The sequence below is a fragment of the Erwinia sp. 2186 genome, assembly GCF_057812255.1.
This window is the reverse complement of the sequence record NZ_CM173824.1, coordinates 2,403,748-2,420,080: the sequence shown is the minus strand read 5'-3', so window position 1 is coordinate 2,420,080 and position 16,333 is coordinate 2,403,748. Positions and strand designations below refer to the sequence as shown.

Here is a 16,333-nt window from a genome sequence, read left to right as displayed (position 1 = left end):
AAACGCCGCAATCATCGGTCGGGCGATGTAGCCAGAGTCTGCGACACTACCGGGCTGCCCCAGTTAAGGGGCAGCCCGGTTGCTATCAGAACGCTTCCCAGTTCTCACTGGTGTTTGAGGCGACGGCCATCGCCGGTTTCCTTACCGCGCGTAACGGGGCAGATTTCACTGACACCGCCTTACGTTCCGCTTCCTGCGTCAGATGGAACACCGCAACGGCACTGTTAAGGTGGGCTGCCTGCGCTTCCAGCGACTGCGCGGCAGAGGACGCTTCTTCCACCAGTGCCGCATTCTGTTGCGTCACCCGATCCAGCTCTGACACCGCCAGCCCCACCTGACTGATGCCTTTGCTTTGCTCATCGGAAGCAGAAGAAATTTCGTCCATGATGTCGCGCACCTGCTTCACCGACACCACTATCGCCTGCATCGAGTCTTCGGCCTGTCCCGCCAGCTTCGAACCGTTCTGCACCCGCGCGGACGATTCGGCAATCAGGGTGTTAATGTCTTTGGCAGCGACAGCACTGCGCTGTGCCAGATTACGGACTTCTCCGGCCACCACGGCAAAACCACGACCATTTTCCCCGGCACGCGCCGCTTCAACCGCCGCATTCAGCGCCAGGATATTGGTCTGGAAGGCAATACTTTCAATCACGCCGGTGATTTCCGCGATTTTCTTCGAGCTTTCTTCCAGCCCGAAGATGGTTTTGATTACGCCATCGACGATCTCTCCGCCCTTTTCTGCCGTTTCCGCCGCTGACAGCGCCAGTTTTGCCGCCTGATGCGAGTTATCGGCATTCTGCTTCACGGTAGCGGTGATCTGCTCCATGCTGGCTGCCGTTTGCTCCAGCGAGGCGGCCTGCTGTTCGGTGCGGGAAGAGAGGTCGTTGTTACCGGCGGCAATTTCACTGACGCCGGTCAGAATGCTGTCCGAACTGGCGCGCACGTTACCCACGGTTTTTACCAGCGCCAGCTGCATGCCGTGCAGGCCAGCCAGCAGACGCGCCATTTCATTACGCGCGCTGCGGTCGATCTCAATTGGCTGGGTCAGGTCGCCCTGCTCAATGGCGCGAATGTGGCCCAGCGCCAGGTTCAGTGGCTGAATTAACACCCGGCTCATTACCCGCCAGCACAGGCCAATAAAGAACACCACAATCAGCAGAATGGAACCGAGCAGCCAAAGCATGGTGGCAAACGCCTGATTACTGCGGGTCGACGCCTGTTTGGACAGCTTGCTGATCGCATCGCGCCAGTGGTTATAGTCCGCTTCCATCGCCAGCTGATCGTTGGCGATATTCAGCCCAAACAGACCCGGCATATCGCGGTTAGCGGCAATGCCAATCAACGTCGATAGCTGCGTGGAATAAACCTGATAGGTGGCGGCCAACCGATCGTTTAACGCCGGATCCAGACCAGGAATGGCCGGACCTGACTGGTAATCCTTAAACCAACGGTCTGCCAGCGCAATCTGTTCTTTGCCATGCTGCACCATGCCTTCGATTTTGCTGCTTGATGGCCCGTCTTTCTGCAGCCAGATCAGGACGCGATTGCTGTCGGCGCGCGCGGCGTTCAACGCATACCAGGCGTTGGTTAACGCCATTACCTTGTCGTTTGCCGAACTGGCTGTTTCAAAACTGTCTTTATTGTCGCTAAGGGAAGAGAGAAAGAGAGCACCTGCAATAAGCTGTAATGCCCCGAAGGCGACAATGCTACACAGCAGGAAAGAGGAGGTTTTAATGCGGTTGAAAACTGACATATCAGCACCCTGTTAAATGTGACACAAATCACATTTATCGGCATAGTTACCGGTAACATTAGGGCCGATTAAGGGTTTATTTCACCCCTTAACCGTTGATGATTGTTATGCGTGGATCAGCTGCGTTCAATCTTTTTGGCCGCTTCATCCAGCGCATCGATAATGTCATACAGCGTGGATTGGGAAAGCTCGGGATGGGACAAGCGGGTATTGAGGGCCATTTTCATATTGTGAATAGCACGCTCAATTTCCGGAATGCTGCGGTTGTTAACCAGCACCGCCATTGAGGTCAGCCTGCCGATGATGGCTTGCAGGCTATCCTTAGCCTGCTCAAGCTGACGCACCCCTTCCTTCTCCAGACCATACGCCTTGCGCGCAGCCTGCGGATCCTTAACCCGAATGCAGTCCATCTCTTCCAGCAGCGTCAGATTGGGATAGATGATGCCAGGGCTCGGCGAATACTCGCCTTTCGACAGCTCCTCAATCGACTTTATCAGCTCGTAGCCATGCGCCGCACCCTGCGCGATAAAGTGCAGGATCAGCAGCCGGATATCGCTGGCATCCAGCATTTTTTCGCGCCGTTTTCTGCGTACTTTGGCACAGGCTTCCTGCTGGGCCGAATCCTGAGGCGATTGCGGGGAGAGTTTCATGCGCTTATTTCTGATGCCAGTAAGCGACCGCGCGCACAAAGTCGGCTTCTTTTTGCCGTTGGCTGGTAAAGTAATCGCTCAGCAGTTTGACGGCTGCGCCCTCACCGGTCAGCCAGATAAAATAGTCTTCATCTGGCAAGGCAATCTGATCCAGCTTGCCGATCAAATCCGCGGCGGTTGCGGTATTCATGTTGCCGCTGCCTAACCAGCAGACGTCAACCCCGTCCATCTCTGGCAGGTAGGCTTTGCCGGTGGCTTCATCAGCCCAGGCAAAAAGCGTAATCTTGCTGGCCGTCATTGTTGCCAGACGGCGCTTAAAGGCGGGAAGCCCGGTTTCATCGCAGACATACAGCTGAAAATCATAATCCTCCGGCACCACCAGCGAACCGCGTGGACCGCCGACCGCCAGCTTGTCACCCGGTTGCGCTTTCGCCGCCCAGTCGCTGGCCACGCCGGACTGATGAAGATAGAAATCGAGCGTCAGTGTTGACTGGCCATCAAAGAACAGCGGCGTGTAGTCGCGTGCGACCGGCCGGACGCCATCTTTCCACACCACGCCATCTTCGGTGATTTCCGGCAGGTGAAACTCACCGGTCTTAGGATCGGGGAAAAAGACTTTGATATGATCATCAAAACCTTGCGAGGTGAAGCCTTCAAGGGCTTCGCCACCAAATTCGATGCGGTAGAAGTTGCCGGCAATAAATTCCTTGGAGACCACTTCTAACGGGCGAAAACGCAGTTCATTTCTTACGCGGCGCGGGATGCGACGACTTTTTTCAGCGAACTCAGACAAAATTATTCTCCCAAATGGGGTGGCGAACCCGTGATTACGCGCCAAATGGCTTGGGCTAAAATATATCTATGATATATCTTGATCACAAGCTTATTTGTTAACGCTTGGCACGGGCCGCCGGATCCTCAGGGTTTCGCTGCGGCGGTTACACGCCAGACCACATTGCCGGCATCATCCGCAATCAGTAATCCACCCTGCCGATCCATGGTTAGCCCGACAGGCAACCCGCGCACCTCTTTCTGGTCATCAGTCAGGAATCCGGTCACCACCGGTTTAGGCTGGCCCACCGGCTTGCCGTCTTTAAAGGCAACCCAGACAACCTGATAGCCATTCAACGGTTTACGGTTCCAGCTGCCGTGTTCACTGATAAAGGCGCCACCGCGATAGTCTGCCAGGTTATCGCCCTGGTAGAACCACAATCCCAGCGGGGCTACGTGCGAACTCAGGGCATAATCTGGCTTGAGCGCTTTGGCGACCAGGTCCGGACGCTGCGGGCTGACGCGTTGGTCGATATGCTGGCCGTAGTAACTGTAAGGCCAGCCGTAGAAACCGCCCTCCTGCACTGAGGTCATATAGTCCGGCACTAAATCGGCACCGATCTCGTCACGTTCGTTGACGATCGCCCACAACTTGCCGGTTTGCGGTTCCCATTGCAGACCGGTTGGATTGCGCAATCCGCTGGCGTAAATACGGCTGGCACCTGAAGCAACATCGACTTCCAGAATGTCCGCGCGGCGGTATTCAGCGCCAATGCCGTTCTCAGTAATGTTACTGTTGGATCCAATCCCCGCATACAGTTTACTGCCGTCCGGGCTGGCCAGCAGCGACTTGGTCCAGTGGTGATTGATAGGGCCGCCCGGCAGTTCGGTCAGCTCGGTGCCGGCTTCACCGATCTTCGTTTCCCCGCTTTTATACGGATATTTTCGAATCGCATCGGCGTTGGCGACATACAGGTTGTCGCCAATCAGCTGGATACCAAACGGCGAATAGAGGCCTTCGAGGAAAACGTGTTTTTCCCAGGTTTTCCCATCGCCGTTGCTGTTTCTGAGCAGCGTGATCCGGTTGCCGCCCGCGCCGCCTTTGCCGGACGCATTTTTAATGAGGCCGGTGATCAGCTGTTTTGGCTGGGTGGTCGGCGCTTTTGGCCCGCTGCCTTCAACCACCAGAATATCGCCGTTCGGCAGCGTATAAAGCTGCCGTGGATGTTGCAGGCCGTCGGCAATTTTCTCGATGTTCAGCCCTTCCGCCACCTTCGGCTTTTCGCCCTCTTTCCACGCGGCACCCGCAGGCACCTGCATCGGCGGGATCAGGAAATTTTGGGCTGCCGGAAGTTCAGGATTTGCCCCGGTCTGCCGGGATGGATCGATTTTCGCGCCATCATCACAGCCTGAAATGACCAGGGTAATTGAGACGGCCAGCAACGAGAGGATCAGTGATTTAGGGATCATAAAACCTCCTGAGTGCGGGTACGCAAAGCCAGCTGAACATTCGCAAACAGCAGCAGTAGCACCACCAGCGTGGAAAGGATTGCGCCAGTCGGCACGACGGCAAAGGCATCACGGCTGTGAACAAAGGCGTTGAATACCGCCAGCACAATCGCCAGCAGCCAGGCCCAGAAATGAATTTTGATTGCCGATCCCTGCGGATAGGAATGCCCCACCCACACCTGAACCAGATTGATCAGACGGGGGATAATGGCGATCACCAGACCAAAAGCAATCAGCCAGCTGGCGGCGCGGGTCCAGACGATCTCCGTGCTGTAGATATAGATAATATCGAACATCCAGGCGGCAACAAAAAAGCCAAGAGGCACGGGATTTAACAACGAATAAAGGGCAACAGCCAGGGCGGAATTACGGGATGGTGCATGAGATGACATTCACAGGCTCCTTTTACAAAATGCGCACGGCGAAGGGAAAAGCCGACGTGCCCGACTGTAAAAGGTTAGTTAACTTAATGACTTTGTGTTTGTAAATGTGACATTAAGTGATTCAAACGCCGAAAAAAAAGCCGGTGGACGGGCATCCACCGGCTTACATCACGTTAACAAATAGCGTTACGCTTCCTGCCACACCGTCTGAGCATTGGTGAACTCGCGGATGCCGAAGTGGGACAGCTCACGACCAAAGCCGCTGTGCTTTACGCCACCAATCGGCACGCGGGGATCCGAGAAGCTTGGCGAGTTGATAAACACGCCGCCGGTTTCAATCTGACCTGCCAGTTCGCGTGCTTTTTCCAGATCCTTGCTCCACAGGCTGCCGCCCAGACCGAACTCAGAGTCGTTGGCCATCGCAATAGCATCAGCGGCGTCTTTGGCCACAATCAGCGAGGCGACCGGGCCAAACAGCTCCTGCTTAAAGCTGGTCATGCCGGGCTTCACGTTGCTTAACACGGTCGGCGCATAGAAGTTGGCCTCGCCTGGGATCACATGGCCGCCTAACAGGCACTCGGCCCCTTCTTTCAGCGTTGCCTGCACCTGAGAATCCAGCTCATCACGCAGATCGAAGCGCGCCATTGGGCCGATATAAGTGTCTTCTTCGCGCGGATCGCCTACTTTCATCGCTTTTACCGCGGCGACAAACTTGTCACGGAACTCGTCGAAGACCGCAGATTCAACGATGATGCGTTTCGCGGCAATACAGATTTGTCCGCTGTTGGCAAAACGGCCTGAAATTGCCCCTTTTACGGCCGCATCAATGTCGGCATCGGCCAGCACGATAAAGGCATCAGCCCCGCCCAGCTCCAGCACGCTTTTCTTGATTGCCGCACCCGCCAGACCGGCAATGGCCGCACCCGCACGCACGCTGCCCGTTAAGGTCACTGCAGCAATACGGCGATCGTTAATGATTTTAGCCACCGCGTCATTATCGGCATTCACTACTTTGAACAAGCTTTCCGGCACGCCGGCTGCAGTCAGCACCGATTGCAGCAGCAGTGCTGAGCCCATCACGTTTGGCGCAGGTTTCAACAGGTAGCTGTTACCTGCCAGCATGATAGGGACCGCGCCACGCAGCACTTGCCAGACCGGGAAGTTCCACGGCATTACGGCCAGAATCGGGCCCAGCGGCAAATACTGCACAAAGGCTTTATTGTTCTCAACCAGCGTCGGCTCAGGCTTGAGGAATTCCGGGCCCTGCTCGGCATACCATTCGCACAGACGCGCGCTTTTTTCGACTTCAGCCAGACCTTGCGTCACCGGCTTACCCATTTCATCGGTCATCATCTCTGCCAGCTCGCGGGCATGTTGACGCAGGCCGCCAGCGATATTTCGCAACAGCGCGCTGCGGGCGGAGATATCGGTGACCCGCCAGCCCTGGAAAGCGGACCAGGTCTGCTGCAGCGCCGTATCGACATCGGCTGCGGAGGCAAAAGGCGTGTTACGTGACACGTCGCCAGTAAAGGGATTGCGTGAGACTGCACCTGTAGTTGCGTTCATAAAATTCTCCTGATCCGTGGGCATCATTGCCCGAAGCAAAGGGATTAACGTTGATGTCATCATCATAGGCTTGCGGAGCTTTCTTTAAAAATGAATAATAATGAAAATATCTTACTCATATTGAGAATGTTATGGATCTGACCCAGCTGGAAGTGTTCCGCGCCATCGCGGAGGAAGGGAGCGTTACCGCTGCCGCTGAGCGACTGCATCGCGTGCCGTCGAATATCTCCACCCGCTTACGCCAGCTGGAGGACGAACTCGGGGTGATGCTGTTCAGCCGCGAGAAGTTACGCCTGCATATTACTGACGCGGGCCGAACCTTGCTGGATTACGCCATCCGCATTCTGGCCCTGACTGAGGAAGCCCGTGAGCGGGTCTCCAGTCAACATCCCGCCGGGATTTTCACCCTTGGCGCCATCGAAAGCACCGCCGCCGTTCGCCTTCCTCCGCTGATCGCCCGCTATCATCAGGCGTGGCCAGGGGTGGAACTGGATCTCTCTACCGGTCCGTCTGGCGATATGACCGATGGCCTGCTGTCTGGCCGATTCAGCGCGGTGTTTATTGATGGGCCGCCGAAGCACCCACAGCTGGAAGGCGTGGCGGCCTTCGCTGAAGAGATGGTGCTGATCTCCTCCCTTAATCATCCGCCGGTGAGCCGCGCAGCCGATATCAACGGCTCGACGATCTATGCTTTTCGCGCCAACTGCTCTTACCGGCGGCTGTTTGAAAACTGGTTTGCGCTGGATAACGCCGCGCCAGGCAAAATTTTCGAGATGGAGTCGTATCATGGCATCGTGGCGTGCGTCAGTGCCGGTGCCGGCCTGGCGATGATCCCGAAGAGTATGCTGGAGAATATGCCAGGCAGAGACAGCGTGATGGCCTGGCCAGTGGCCGACAATCGCGGGCATCTGGATATCTGGCTGATCTGGCGAAAAGGCAATGGTTCGGCAAACCTCAAGGCGATGGCGAGCATGCTTGAACCGCTTGCCGTGGCGGGCTGAACGGACTGACGAAATACAGCGGCAACACCATCGGAAGTTTCCTGTTGTCGCCTGCCAGGGAAACGTTTAAGCCCAAAAAAAAGCCTGTCCGAAGACAGGCTTTTTTATGCATGCAGAACAGGAATTACATCTGCACCAGATTTTTGATCTTAACGTCTGGGTTAACGTCAGCATCGTAATCCACGCCCGGCAGGCCGAAACCGAACAGGTGCATAAATTCGGTTTTGTAGCCGACGAAATCAGAGATTTCGTTCAGGTTTTCGTTGGTCACCGTTGGCCACAGTTTTACCACTTCATCCTGCACTTCTGGGGTCAGCTCTTTGTAGTCCGCGCGCAGACGGCCGACGTCATCCAGAATTGGCGATGCGCCGTACAGGCTGTCCTTGAACAGGCCGTAAACCTGCTCGATGCAACCTTCGTGCGTACCCTTCTCTTTCATCACTTTAAACAGCAATGACAGATACAGCGGCATCACGGGGATGGCAGAACTCGCCTGAGTCACGACCGCTTTCAGTACGGAAACGCGCGCGTCGCCGCCTTTTTCCGCCAGAGTGTCACGAATGGTCAGAACGCGCTTGTCCAGATCCTTCTTCGCTTCACCTATGGAGCCGTTCCAGTAGATGTCATGGGTGATCTGCTCGCCCAGGTAAGTAAAGGCAGTGGTCTTCGCGCCGTCAGCCAGAACGCCTGCGGCTTTCAGATCGTCAATCCACATCTGCCAGTCTTCACCACCCATAACCGCAACAGTACCGTCGATCTCTTCCTGCGTTGCCGGTTCCAGCGTGATGTCGGAGATGGTTTCTTTGTCGGTGTTCAGGCCGCGCGTGGTCAGGGTCTTGCCCACTGGCTTCAGCGTTGAGTTGAACACTTCACCGGTTTTAGGGTGAGTACGACGGGGAGACGCCAGGCTGTAAACCACCAGGTCAACCTGACCCAGGTCCTGTTTGATCAGCTCAATAGTCTTCTGCTTCACGGCATCAGAGTAAGCGTCGCCGTTGATGCTTTTTGCATACAGGCCTTTCGCTTCAGCCAGCTCTTCAAAGGCGGCAGAGTTGTACCAGCCAGCGGTAGCCGGTTTGGTTTCTTCGCCAGCACGTTCAAAGAACACGCCCAGCGTATCGGCTTCGCAACCGAACGCCGCAGAGATACGGGCAGCAAGGCCGTAACCGGTTGAAGCACCAATCACCAGTACCTTTTTCGGACCATTGGCAATTTTGCCGTGGCTGGTCACGTACTCGATTTGTTTTTCAACGTTAGCTTTGCAACCCGCCGGATGGGCAGTAACACAGATAAAGCCACGGATGCGTGGTTTAATAATCATGTCGACCTCAATTGATACTGTCACAGTAAATATGGGCAGTAGAATACCCGCTTGTGCCGGTTCAGGCAAAGCTATCGGCGAAAGGATCGCGTTTAGCCCCGTCGTTTGCTCACTCTTCATGCAGCAAATAATCAACGACAGGTGACGACAAGCGTATAGCAAAGGACAAAGACACATTATGAAAAAAGATGAAAAAGTCAGGGAGGCCCGGAGGCCTCCCTTAAAATGACGGATTAACGTGACGCGTGTGGCTTACGGGTTAACGTGGCACCAGTTGCGTAATTCGTTGATGCCGCCGTCTGGCGAGGTATAGCCAATACACCCGAGGATGCTGTCGAACAGCTTCTCGTGGAACACCGGGGTTTTATCCTTCGCCAGCTTTTTCAACTGCTGGAAGGCCGTGGCGTTGTCAGGCTGTTGCAGGAACTTATCTGAGGCCCATACCATAATCGGAACGCTGCGCTGTGCCATCGGCGCGACATCACGCGGTGTGCCGTGGAAGTGCATATTTTTCGAGATGGATTCGCCGTGATCCGAGGCATAAAACACAATCGCGTTTTTGTCCCGCAGCTGGTTGAACACCTGTTCCAATACGTGGTCGGTGTAAAGCAGGCTGTTATCGTAGGAATTGACCATTTCTTCGGTAGAACACTGGTCATCAATGCCCTGGCACTCTGGCTTGTAGCGCGCGAATGAGCGTGGATAGCGTTCGGTGTAGAGATAGTGCGAGCCTTTGGTATGCAGGATCACCAGATGTTTGCCCTGCGGATGGCGATCGATAGAGTCTTTAAGCTCGTTAACCAGCGCCATATCATCAATCGGCTTGCCGACATTACGCTTCTCAGACTGGATGGTTTCGCGCAGCGCATAATCATCCGCCATCACTTTGTTGTAGAACCATGCCTCGCTCTGCATTGAGAACAGTTCTGACGAGAAGCCCTGCTTTTTCAATACCGAGAACACGTTCATCTCTTTCAGCGTACGCTGAGGTGCCTCAGACGCGCCGCCTTCCCTGACAAACATACAGCGCAGCGAAAGCTTGGTTGAGGTGTCGCAGGAATAGCCCTGCAATGCCGCCAGGTTCGGCTCTTTATCCAGATTCGGCGTGTTATCCCGGTCGTAACCGTAAAGACCCATATGATCGCGACGGGCACTTTCACCAATCACAAACACCACGTACAGATCCTTCACGTCCTTCGGTGGCGTATAGGTGAAGTGGGCCGCAGGGTCGAACAGATTGCGGCTGTCCTCGGCCTGGCTCCAGCTGCTGTAGGCCAGCAGCCCCATACCCGAAAGCCAGTTGGACGGGGAGTAGGTTCCGGCAACCACGCCGCCATAGCTGGCCATCATGCGGTTGTTTTGTTTATCCTGCTGATCCTGGTGGTCACCCATCACTTTCAGCGGCACCCAGCAACAGGCAGCCGCAGCCAGCATCACCCCAGCACGACGCAGAAACGCCTTGCCGTTTTTTATGCGCAACGAGGCTTCCGGCATCGGCGTCAGCCATAACATCAATACCGGCAGGACGCTCACCAGTACCACCCACACCATAAAGTGCCAGCCAACGGACTCTTTCGAAAGGTCCAGGCTGTCGGTAGCCATCACCGAGGCGATAATGCCGTAGCCGATATCAACATTGAAGAAGATCATGTAATAGCTGGCAGCAACCGAGAACACCACCAGCAGCGTGGTCAGTATTCTGAACAGCCAGCGCCCGGTCATTGATAACAGCAAGGTGGTAAACAGGACCAGCATAAACGCGGCCACCAGCTCGATGCCTGTCGACAGGATCGCGTCATGCTGCAACTGGTGGAAACGGCGGAAAAAGATCGGTAGGTTAAGCAGGATCCCAATGTATAAAGCAATAAAACAACAGACCCGGTGTTGGGTCAGAAAATGCAGTTTTTTCATCTGGTTCTTCATTAATGCCGGTGAATGTCATGCCAGGAACAGAGCGTAAGTGTTCTGAAAACTGCCACAGAAATGCGTTAGCAGAATGTCAGACAAAGTAAAGAAGGCGGAGTTTAACGCAGCGGCAAAAAAATGGCTGTTATAATGTAACAAGAAATGTGTCCATCACTTCAGTCATTTGCGGTCCTGACCCTTCTCCGACAAATTGTTGTCCGAGCCCTTTCCTCAAATTGCATAATTTGATCGCATTCAAAGTTCTGATAAATAAAGCCAAAGCGGCGACTATGCACTTTTACTGCATAACTATGAGAATAATTCTCACCTTCTCTGTTTAACTGCCCTCGCGGGTAAGTATTTATTCGCTTCTGCCCTGCCAAACCCGGCCCCAACCACAAATTTCACACTAAATTAACGATTTGGAAACGTCGTTTTAGTGGTAGATTCTGTCGCGAAGAAGTCGTATCAACTAACCACTCGCTGGTTTCGCAGTACATATAACTAATTAATGAAAGGTTTGTTATGGATAAGCTATCTTACGTTTCAGAAGGCAGCACAACGGCCTGGTCTACCTACCTGCAGCAAATCGACCGCGTCGCCCCTTACCTCGGCGACCTTACCCGCTGGATTGATACCCTCCGCCATCCTAAACGCGCGCTGATCGTTGATATCCCGCTGCAGATGGACGATGGCAGCATCCGCCACTTCGAAGGTTTCCGCGTGCAGCACAACCTTTCCCGCGGACCGGGTAAAGGCGGCGTGCGTTATCACCCTAACGTCGATTTGAATGAAGTGATGGCGCTGTCAGCCTGGATGACCATTAAGTGTGCTGCGGTAAACCTGCCTTATGGCGGTGCCAAAGGCGGCATTCGTGTCGATCCTTTTAAACTGTCCGAAGGTGAACTGGAACGTCTGACCCGTCGCTATACCAGCGAAATCGGGCTGATTATTGGACCGCAGAAAGACATTCCTGCGCCGGATGTCGGCACCAATGCAAAAGTGATGGCGTGGATGATGGATACCTATTCCATGAATCACGGCACCACCATTACCGGGGTTGTCACCGGCAAACCTATCCACCTCGGCGGTTCGTTAGGCCGTGAAAAGGCCACCGGCCGTGGCGTGTATATTACCGGCCGTGAAGTTGCCCGCCGTTCCGGCATTGAAATTGAAGGGGCGAAAATCGCCGTCCAGGGTTTTGGTAACGTTGGCAGTGAAGCCGCGCGTCTGTTCGTGGCGGCGGGTGCGCGGGTGGTGGTCATTCAGGATCACTCCGCGACCTTATTCAACGCCAATGGCATCGATTTAACCGCACTCAGCGAGTGGCAGGCCAGCAACAAAAATATTGCGGGCTTCCCTGGCGCGGAAGAAATTGCCAGCGAAGCGTTCTGGTCCACGCAAATGGATATTCTGATCCCTGCCGCGCTGGAAGGACAGATCACCCGTGAGCGCGCTGAGATCCTCAGCTGTAAGCTGGTGCTGGAAGGCGCTAACGGCCCGACCTATCCGGATGCGGACGATATGCTGACCTCACGCGGCGTCACCGTGGTGCCGGATGTCATCTGTAATGCCGGCGGCGTAACGGTCAGTTACTTCGAATGGGTGCAGGATATGGCCAGCTTCTTCTGGAGCGAAAGTGAGATCAACGATCGCATGGATAAAATCATGACCGAAGCGATGATCCACGTCTGGGATAAAGCCAGCGAGAAATCGTGCAGCCTGCGTACCGCTGCCTATATCGTGGCCTGCGAACGCATTCTGATGGCCCGTAAAGACCGGGGAATCTACCCAGGTTAAGCTGTTAAGGGCGGAGCAATCCGCCCTGTTTACCTTACTCGAAGTTCACCCACACCGCGCCGCTGTCCGCCGAGCGCACGCAGTTCTCCACCCAACGCACGCCGTCCAGCCCCGCATCAATACCCGGATAGACCATTTCAGCCAGCGCAGCCTCATCGCCACGCTGTTTCGCATCAATGGCGACGGCAAACTTCAGATAGATATTCGACCAGGACTCAATCAGCCCTTCGGTGTGCAACGCGCCCAGACGATCGTCGGCTAAGGCCGATTCATCCAGATACGGCATCCCGTGATGCATCACCTGGTTTGGCTGACCCTGAACTTCATACACCAGTTCGTTTGGCTGGTAATCGCCCCATTGCAGGCTGGCCTTCGATCCCACCACGCGAATAAACTGGCTGTTCATCGAACCGGCGTTAATCGCCGAGGTCCACAAGCGGCCGACCGCACCACCGTGATAATGCATCAGCACCATAGCGTTATCCTCCAGCGGCGCGCGGGATGGGATAAAGCTCTGGCGGTCGCACAGCAACGATTGCAGCTTTAGCTCCGGCAGCACCAGCTGGGAGATATAGAAGGTATGGGTGGAGAGATCGCCCAACACAAAACTTGGCCCGGCAATCGTTGGATCGACCCGCCATTTCTGCGCATCAGAGAATTTGTCGGCGCTGTCATTGGCGCTGAAACCGTGGGTATATTGCAATTCCACCATGCGCACGTCGCCAATATCACCCTGAGCGATCATCTTGCGCATTTGCAGCAGCATCTGATGGCCGGAATAGCCGTAGGTGACGCCAACGATCAGCCCTTTCTCTTCTGCCAGCTGCTTCACCTCTTTTACTTCGGCACTGGTAAAGAACAGCGGCTTTTCGCAAATCACATGCAGCCCGGCATTCAGCGCGGCTTTGGTGATCTCGTAATGCGTGCCGTTTGGCGTGGCGATGGTTACCACTTCAATGCCATCGGCGCGCTTCGCCTCTTCGGCAAACATTGCCGGGTAGCTGTCATAGCAACGGCTGGCGTCCACGCCAATGTTCACGCCGAAATCACGTCCGCGCTGCGCATCAATATCAAAAGCGCCAGCGACCAACTGATACGCAGTGTTATCACGCAGCGCACCGCAGCGGTGTTTATACCCGACCTGGCTTAATCTGCCACCGCCAACCATTGCCCAGCGCAGCGGACGGGCGATTTTCTTCTCTCCATTCAACATAACGACCTCTTTTATCGGGTTTATACAGGGTAAGGGGCTCTCCGCTGTTTTTTGCAACCGGGTGCAAAACGTGTAATGCAACCGGGTGCAAATGTGAGTCAACAGCGGAGATAACGGCCTAACTTTCCGGGAGGATGGGATAGAAGTAAACGGCAGCATGATGAATTCAGCGACCCGATCACAGTAATCAACTTTTTTGCACCCGGTTGCATAAAGCGGATCGCATTGTGCATTACACTGGGGGTCTGAATGAAAAAGAGCGGACATGATGAGCGAAAAAATGCCCCACCAGCCTCCTGCACGTAAGGTCACCGCCAGCGATGTGGCGAAACGCGCTGGCGTGTCGAAATGGACCGTATCACGGGCATTCACCGATGGCGCGTCGATCTCTGAAACCGCCATGGAGCGCGTGCAGCAGGCGGCGAAAGATTTGGGTTACCGCCCTAACCTGCTGGCGCGCAGTTTGTCGAAGCGCAGCTCGCATCTGATTGGCGTGGTGGTCGATGAAATGCTCAATCCCAACCTGCTGACCTTGCTGGATCAGGTGACTCAGCAGCTGCAACTGCGGGGGTATATGGCGCTGTTGATCAATATCAGCGCGCAAAAGAGCGAAGAAGCGGTGCTGACGCTGGCCGATCAGCTGCAGGTTGATGGCTTACTGTTTCTCGGCACGCTGTTGAGCGATGAGCTGATCGCCCTCGCCCGCGATATTCACCGCATTCCGTTGGTTCAACTTTGCCGCAACGATGACAATCCCTACATCCAGATTATTAATACCGATGGCTATCAGGCCGGCTATCACACCGCCGACCTCCTCCATCAGCAGGGCTACCGGCGTTTCAGTTATATGAAAGGCCCGGATACCGAATCCACCCAGCTGTTAAGGTTCGAAGGCTATCGCGATCGGCTGGTGGAACTTGGCGTGGCTGAAGCCGGGATTACGCTGCTGAAGGCCAACCATTACAACCGGGCCAGCGGCTATAACGCTTATCATCAATACCTGACATCAACCCCGCCAGAGGCCCTGGCTGAGGCGATGTTCTGCGAGAACGATATCCTTGCCATTGGCGTGCTGGATGCGTTGGCCAGCACCGCGCCTGATCGTCACTTAGGCATCGTCGGTTATGACAATATCGAGCTGGCAGGCTCCAGCCGTTATCAGCTCACGACCTTCGCTCAGCCGTTGAGCGATATGTTGCAGGAGGCGGTTTTTCGTCTGACCGCGCCGGAAAGCGAGCCACGGCAATACCAGCATCACGACCAGCTTCAGCTCAGGCGTTCACATCTGCGCTAGGCGAGAGGCACTGGCCACCCAATCAATCTATCATTTACTATCAAATAGACATCATAAACTATCATTTTATGACGCACTTCAAAGAATCAATATTTCATTTATTCTTTAAATGGAATATTGATTCCTTATAAAATAGGCTCGTTTCATTATGACTCTCATCCTTACAGGACAGCCAAATGAAACCATCGTATTCAATCGCTAATGCCCCTTGCAGCTGGGGCGTCGACGATCCTAAAAACCCGTTCCTGCCACCGTGGAATAAGGTACTAACCGAAGCGCGTGAAGCGGGCTACCGCAGCATTGAACTCGGTCCGTGGGGCTACCTTCCAACCGATCCTGTGGCCCTTAAGCAGGCGCTGGAAAGCCATCAGCTGTCGCTGGTGGCCGGCACGCTGTTTGATGACCTGATGTCTGAAGCCAACTTCAGCAAGATGGTGGAACTGACCCATGCCATTTGCGCCAATCTGCAAAAGGTCCCGGTCAGCAGTGCGGACAGCGACGTGCCACCGCCTTACCTGGTGATCATCGACTTCGGCGACGCAGAGCGCGCCCGCTGTGCCGGCCAGTCGGATCGTGCCAAACGCCTGCCGGAAGCCGACTGGCAGCGCATGGTCGCCAATATCCGCGAGCTGAGCCGCATTGCCTGGCAGGAATATGGCGTGCGGCCGGTGATCCATCCGCATGCGGGCGGGTTTATTGAGTTTGGTGATGAAATCGATCGTATCGCCAGTGATATCCCGGCGGCCGAAGCCGGACTGTGCCTCGATACCGGCCACCTCTATTACGCCGGATTAGATCCGGTGACCTGGTTACGAAAATATGCCGACCGCATCGACTATCTGCACTTTAAAGATGTGAATAAGGCAGTATTTGAAACGGCCATCAAACAGCAACAGGATTTCTTCAGCGCCTGTGCCGCGGGCGTGATGTGTCCACTGGGCAGTGGCGATGTCGATTACCCGGCGGTGAGAGCCCTGCTCGCCGAGCTGGGCTGGCAAGGTTGGATCACCATCGAACAGGAGCGCGATCCGCGCGATGTGGCGGGCAGCTTAAAAGATGTCACCGCCAGCCTGCACTATCTGCGCAGCGTCGGTTTCTGATAAGACGTAATGCATCATACGGTACTGGAGCACGGCGCGAGACGGGGCACGATAACGCGTTAAAGCG

At 55.1% G+C, this 16,333-nt stretch carries 13 protein-coding genes; 4 read left to right on the top strand and 9 right to left on the bottom strand.

Annotated features, from left to right (window positions below):
- Positions 1-85: 85 nt before the first annotated feature.
- The 6 genes from ACXKZG_RS11230 to ACXKZG_RS11205 all read right to left on the bottom strand — a co-directional run bounded on the left by ACXKZG_RS11230 (position 86) and on the right by ACXKZG_RS11205 (position 6,632).
- On the bottom strand, positions 86-1,753 hold the full coding sequence (locus ACXKZG_RS11230) for a methyl-accepting chemotaxis protein (protein WP_488876203.1): 1,668 nt from the start codon (positions 1,751-1,753) through the stop codon (positions 86-88).
- 116 nt (positions 1,754-1,869) lie between these two features.
- Positions 1,870-2,403 carry a PadR family transcriptional regulator gene (locus tag ACXKZG_RS11225; protein WP_488876202.1) on the bottom strand — a complete coding sequence of 178 codons (534 nt, stop codon included), beginning with the start codon at positions 2,401-2,403 and terminating at the stop codon, positions 1,870-1,872.
- Between the two features lie 4 nt (positions 2,404-2,407).
- Entirely contained in the window at positions 2,408-3,202 is a 795-nt protein-coding gene (locus tag ACXKZG_RS11220) for a siderophore-interacting protein (protein ID WP_488876256.1), read from the bottom strand.
- Positions 3,203-3,321: 119 nt separating this feature from the next.
- Complete coding sequence (locus tag ACXKZG_RS11215; RefSeq protein ID WP_488876201.1) at positions 3,322-4,644, bottom strand: PQQ-dependent sugar dehydrogenase; 1,323 nt, start codon at positions 4,642-4,644, stop codon at positions 3,322-3,324.
- Positions 4,641-5,075, bottom strand: coding sequence for a DUF2231 domain-containing protein (locus ACXKZG_RS11210; protein WP_013202273.1), 435 nt, complete (start codon positions 5,073-5,075; stop codon positions 4,641-4,643). Before ACXKZG_RS11210 ends, ACXKZG_RS11215 begins: the two co-directional genes overlap by 4 nt.
- 177 nt (positions 5,076-5,252) lie before the next feature.
- Positions 5,253-6,632: an NAD-dependent succinate-semialdehyde dehydrogenase gene (locus ACXKZG_RS11205; RefSeq protein WP_488876200.1), complete on the bottom strand. Its 1,380-nt coding sequence runs from the start codon at positions 6,630-6,632 to the stop codon at positions 5,253-5,255.
- A gap of 131 nt (positions 6,633-6,763) precedes the next feature.
- Between ACXKZG_RS11205 and ptrR the strand changes: the two genes are divergently transcribed.
- Positions 6,764-7,633 (top strand): putrescine utilization regulator PtrR, encoded by an 870-nt coding sequence (gene ptrR / locus ACXKZG_RS11200; RefSeq protein ID WP_488876199.1) that lies wholly within the window; start codon positions 6,764-6,766, stop codon positions 7,631-7,633.
- A 124-nt stretch (positions 7,634-7,757) separates the two neighbouring features.
- Here the strand turns inward: ptrR and fabV are convergent, their stop codons facing one another.
- Both fabV and eptB read right to left on the bottom strand, forming a co-directional pair.
- Complete coding sequence (gene fabV, locus ACXKZG_RS11195; RefSeq protein WP_013202276.1) at positions 7,758-8,954, bottom strand: enoyl-ACP reductase FabV; 1,197 nt, start codon at positions 8,952-8,954, stop codon at positions 7,758-7,760.
- 252 nt (positions 8,955-9,206) lie between these two features.
- Complete coding sequence (gene eptB / locus ACXKZG_RS11190) at positions 9,207-10,865, bottom strand: kdo(2)-lipid A phosphoethanolamine 7''-transferase (protein ID WP_013202277.1); 1,659 nt, start codon at positions 10,863-10,865, stop codon at positions 9,207-9,209.
- A gap of 519 nt (positions 10,866-11,384) precedes the next feature.
- Between eptB and ACXKZG_RS11185 the strand changes: the two genes are divergently transcribed.
- Positions 11,385-12,659, top strand: a complete 1,275-nt coding sequence (locus tag ACXKZG_RS11185) for a Glu/Leu/Phe/Val family dehydrogenase (RefSeq protein WP_013202278.1) — start codon at positions 11,385-11,387, stop codon at positions 12,657-12,659.
- A gap of 34 nt (positions 12,660-12,693) precedes the next feature.
- Here ACXKZG_RS11185 and ACXKZG_RS11180 read toward each other — a convergent pair whose 3' ends face one another.
- Positions 12,694-13,872, bottom strand: a complete 1,179-nt coding sequence (locus ACXKZG_RS11180) for a Gfo/Idh/MocA family protein (protein WP_488876198.1) — start codon at positions 13,870-13,872, stop codon at positions 12,694-12,696.
- Positions 13,873-14,137: 265 nt separating this feature from the next.
- Here ACXKZG_RS11180 and ACXKZG_RS11175 point away from each other — a divergent pair, with 265 nt between their 5' ends.
- Positions 14,138-15,166: a LacI family DNA-binding transcriptional regulator gene (locus ACXKZG_RS11175; protein ID WP_488876197.1), complete on the top strand. Its 1,029-nt coding sequence runs from the start codon at positions 14,138-14,140 to the stop codon at positions 15,164-15,166.
- Positions 15,167-15,342: 176 nt separating this feature from the next.
- Positions 15,343-16,266 carry a TIM barrel protein gene (locus ACXKZG_RS11170; RefSeq protein WP_488876196.1) on the top strand — a complete coding sequence of 308 codons (924 nt, stop codon included), beginning with the start codon at positions 15,343-15,345 and terminating at the stop codon, positions 16,264-16,266.
- The last annotated feature ends 67 nt before the right edge of the window (positions 16,267-16,333 follow it).

Excerpts from the sequence above, each read along its gene's own strand:
- ACXKZG_RS11170 (WP_488876196.1), top strand. The coding sequence starts at position 15,343 with ATGAAACCATCGTATTCAATCGCTAATGCCCCTTGCAGCTGGGGCGTC.
- eptB (WP_013202277.1), bottom strand. The coding sequence starts at position 10,865 with ATGAAAAAACTGCATTTTCTGACCCAACACCGGGTCTGTTGTTTTATT.
- fabV (WP_013202276.1), bottom strand. The coding sequence starts at position 8,954 with ATGATTATTAAACCACGCATCCGTGGCTTTATCTGTGTTACTGCCCAT.
- ACXKZG_RS11210 (WP_013202273.1), bottom strand. The coding sequence starts at position 5,075 with ATGTCATCTCATGCACCATCCCGTAATTCCGCCCTGGCTGTTGCCCTT.
- ACXKZG_RS11230 (WP_488876203.1), bottom strand. The coding sequence starts at position 1,753 with ATGTCAGTTTTCAACCGCATTAAAACCTCCTCTTTCCTGCTGTGTAGC.
- ACXKZG_RS11175 (WP_488876197.1), top strand. The coding sequence starts at position 14,138 with ATGATGAGCGAAAAAATGCCCCACCAGCCTCCTGCACGTAAGGTCACC.
- ACXKZG_RS11215 (WP_488876201.1), bottom strand. The coding sequence starts at position 4,644 with ATGATCCCTAAATCACTGATCCTCTCGTTGCTGGCCGTCTCAATTACC.
- ACXKZG_RS11225 (WP_488876202.1), bottom strand. The coding sequence starts at position 2,403 with ATGAAACTCTCCCCGCAATCGCCTCAGGATTCGGCCCAGCAGGAAGCC.
- ACXKZG_RS11180 (WP_488876198.1), bottom strand. The coding sequence starts at position 13,872 with ATGTTGAATGGAGAGAAGAAAATCGCCCGTCCGCTGCGCTGGGCAATG.
- ACXKZG_RS11185 (WP_013202278.1), top strand. The coding sequence starts at position 11,385 with ATGGATAAGCTATCTTACGTTTCAGAAGGCAGCACAACGGCCTGGTCT.
- ptrR (WP_488876199.1), top strand. The coding sequence starts at position 6,764 with ATGGATCTGACCCAGCTGGAAGTGTTCCGCGCCATCGCGGAGGAAGGG.
- ACXKZG_RS11205 (WP_488876200.1), bottom strand. The coding sequence starts at position 6,632 with ATGAACGCAACTACAGGTGCAGTCTCACGCAATCCCTTTACTGGCGAC.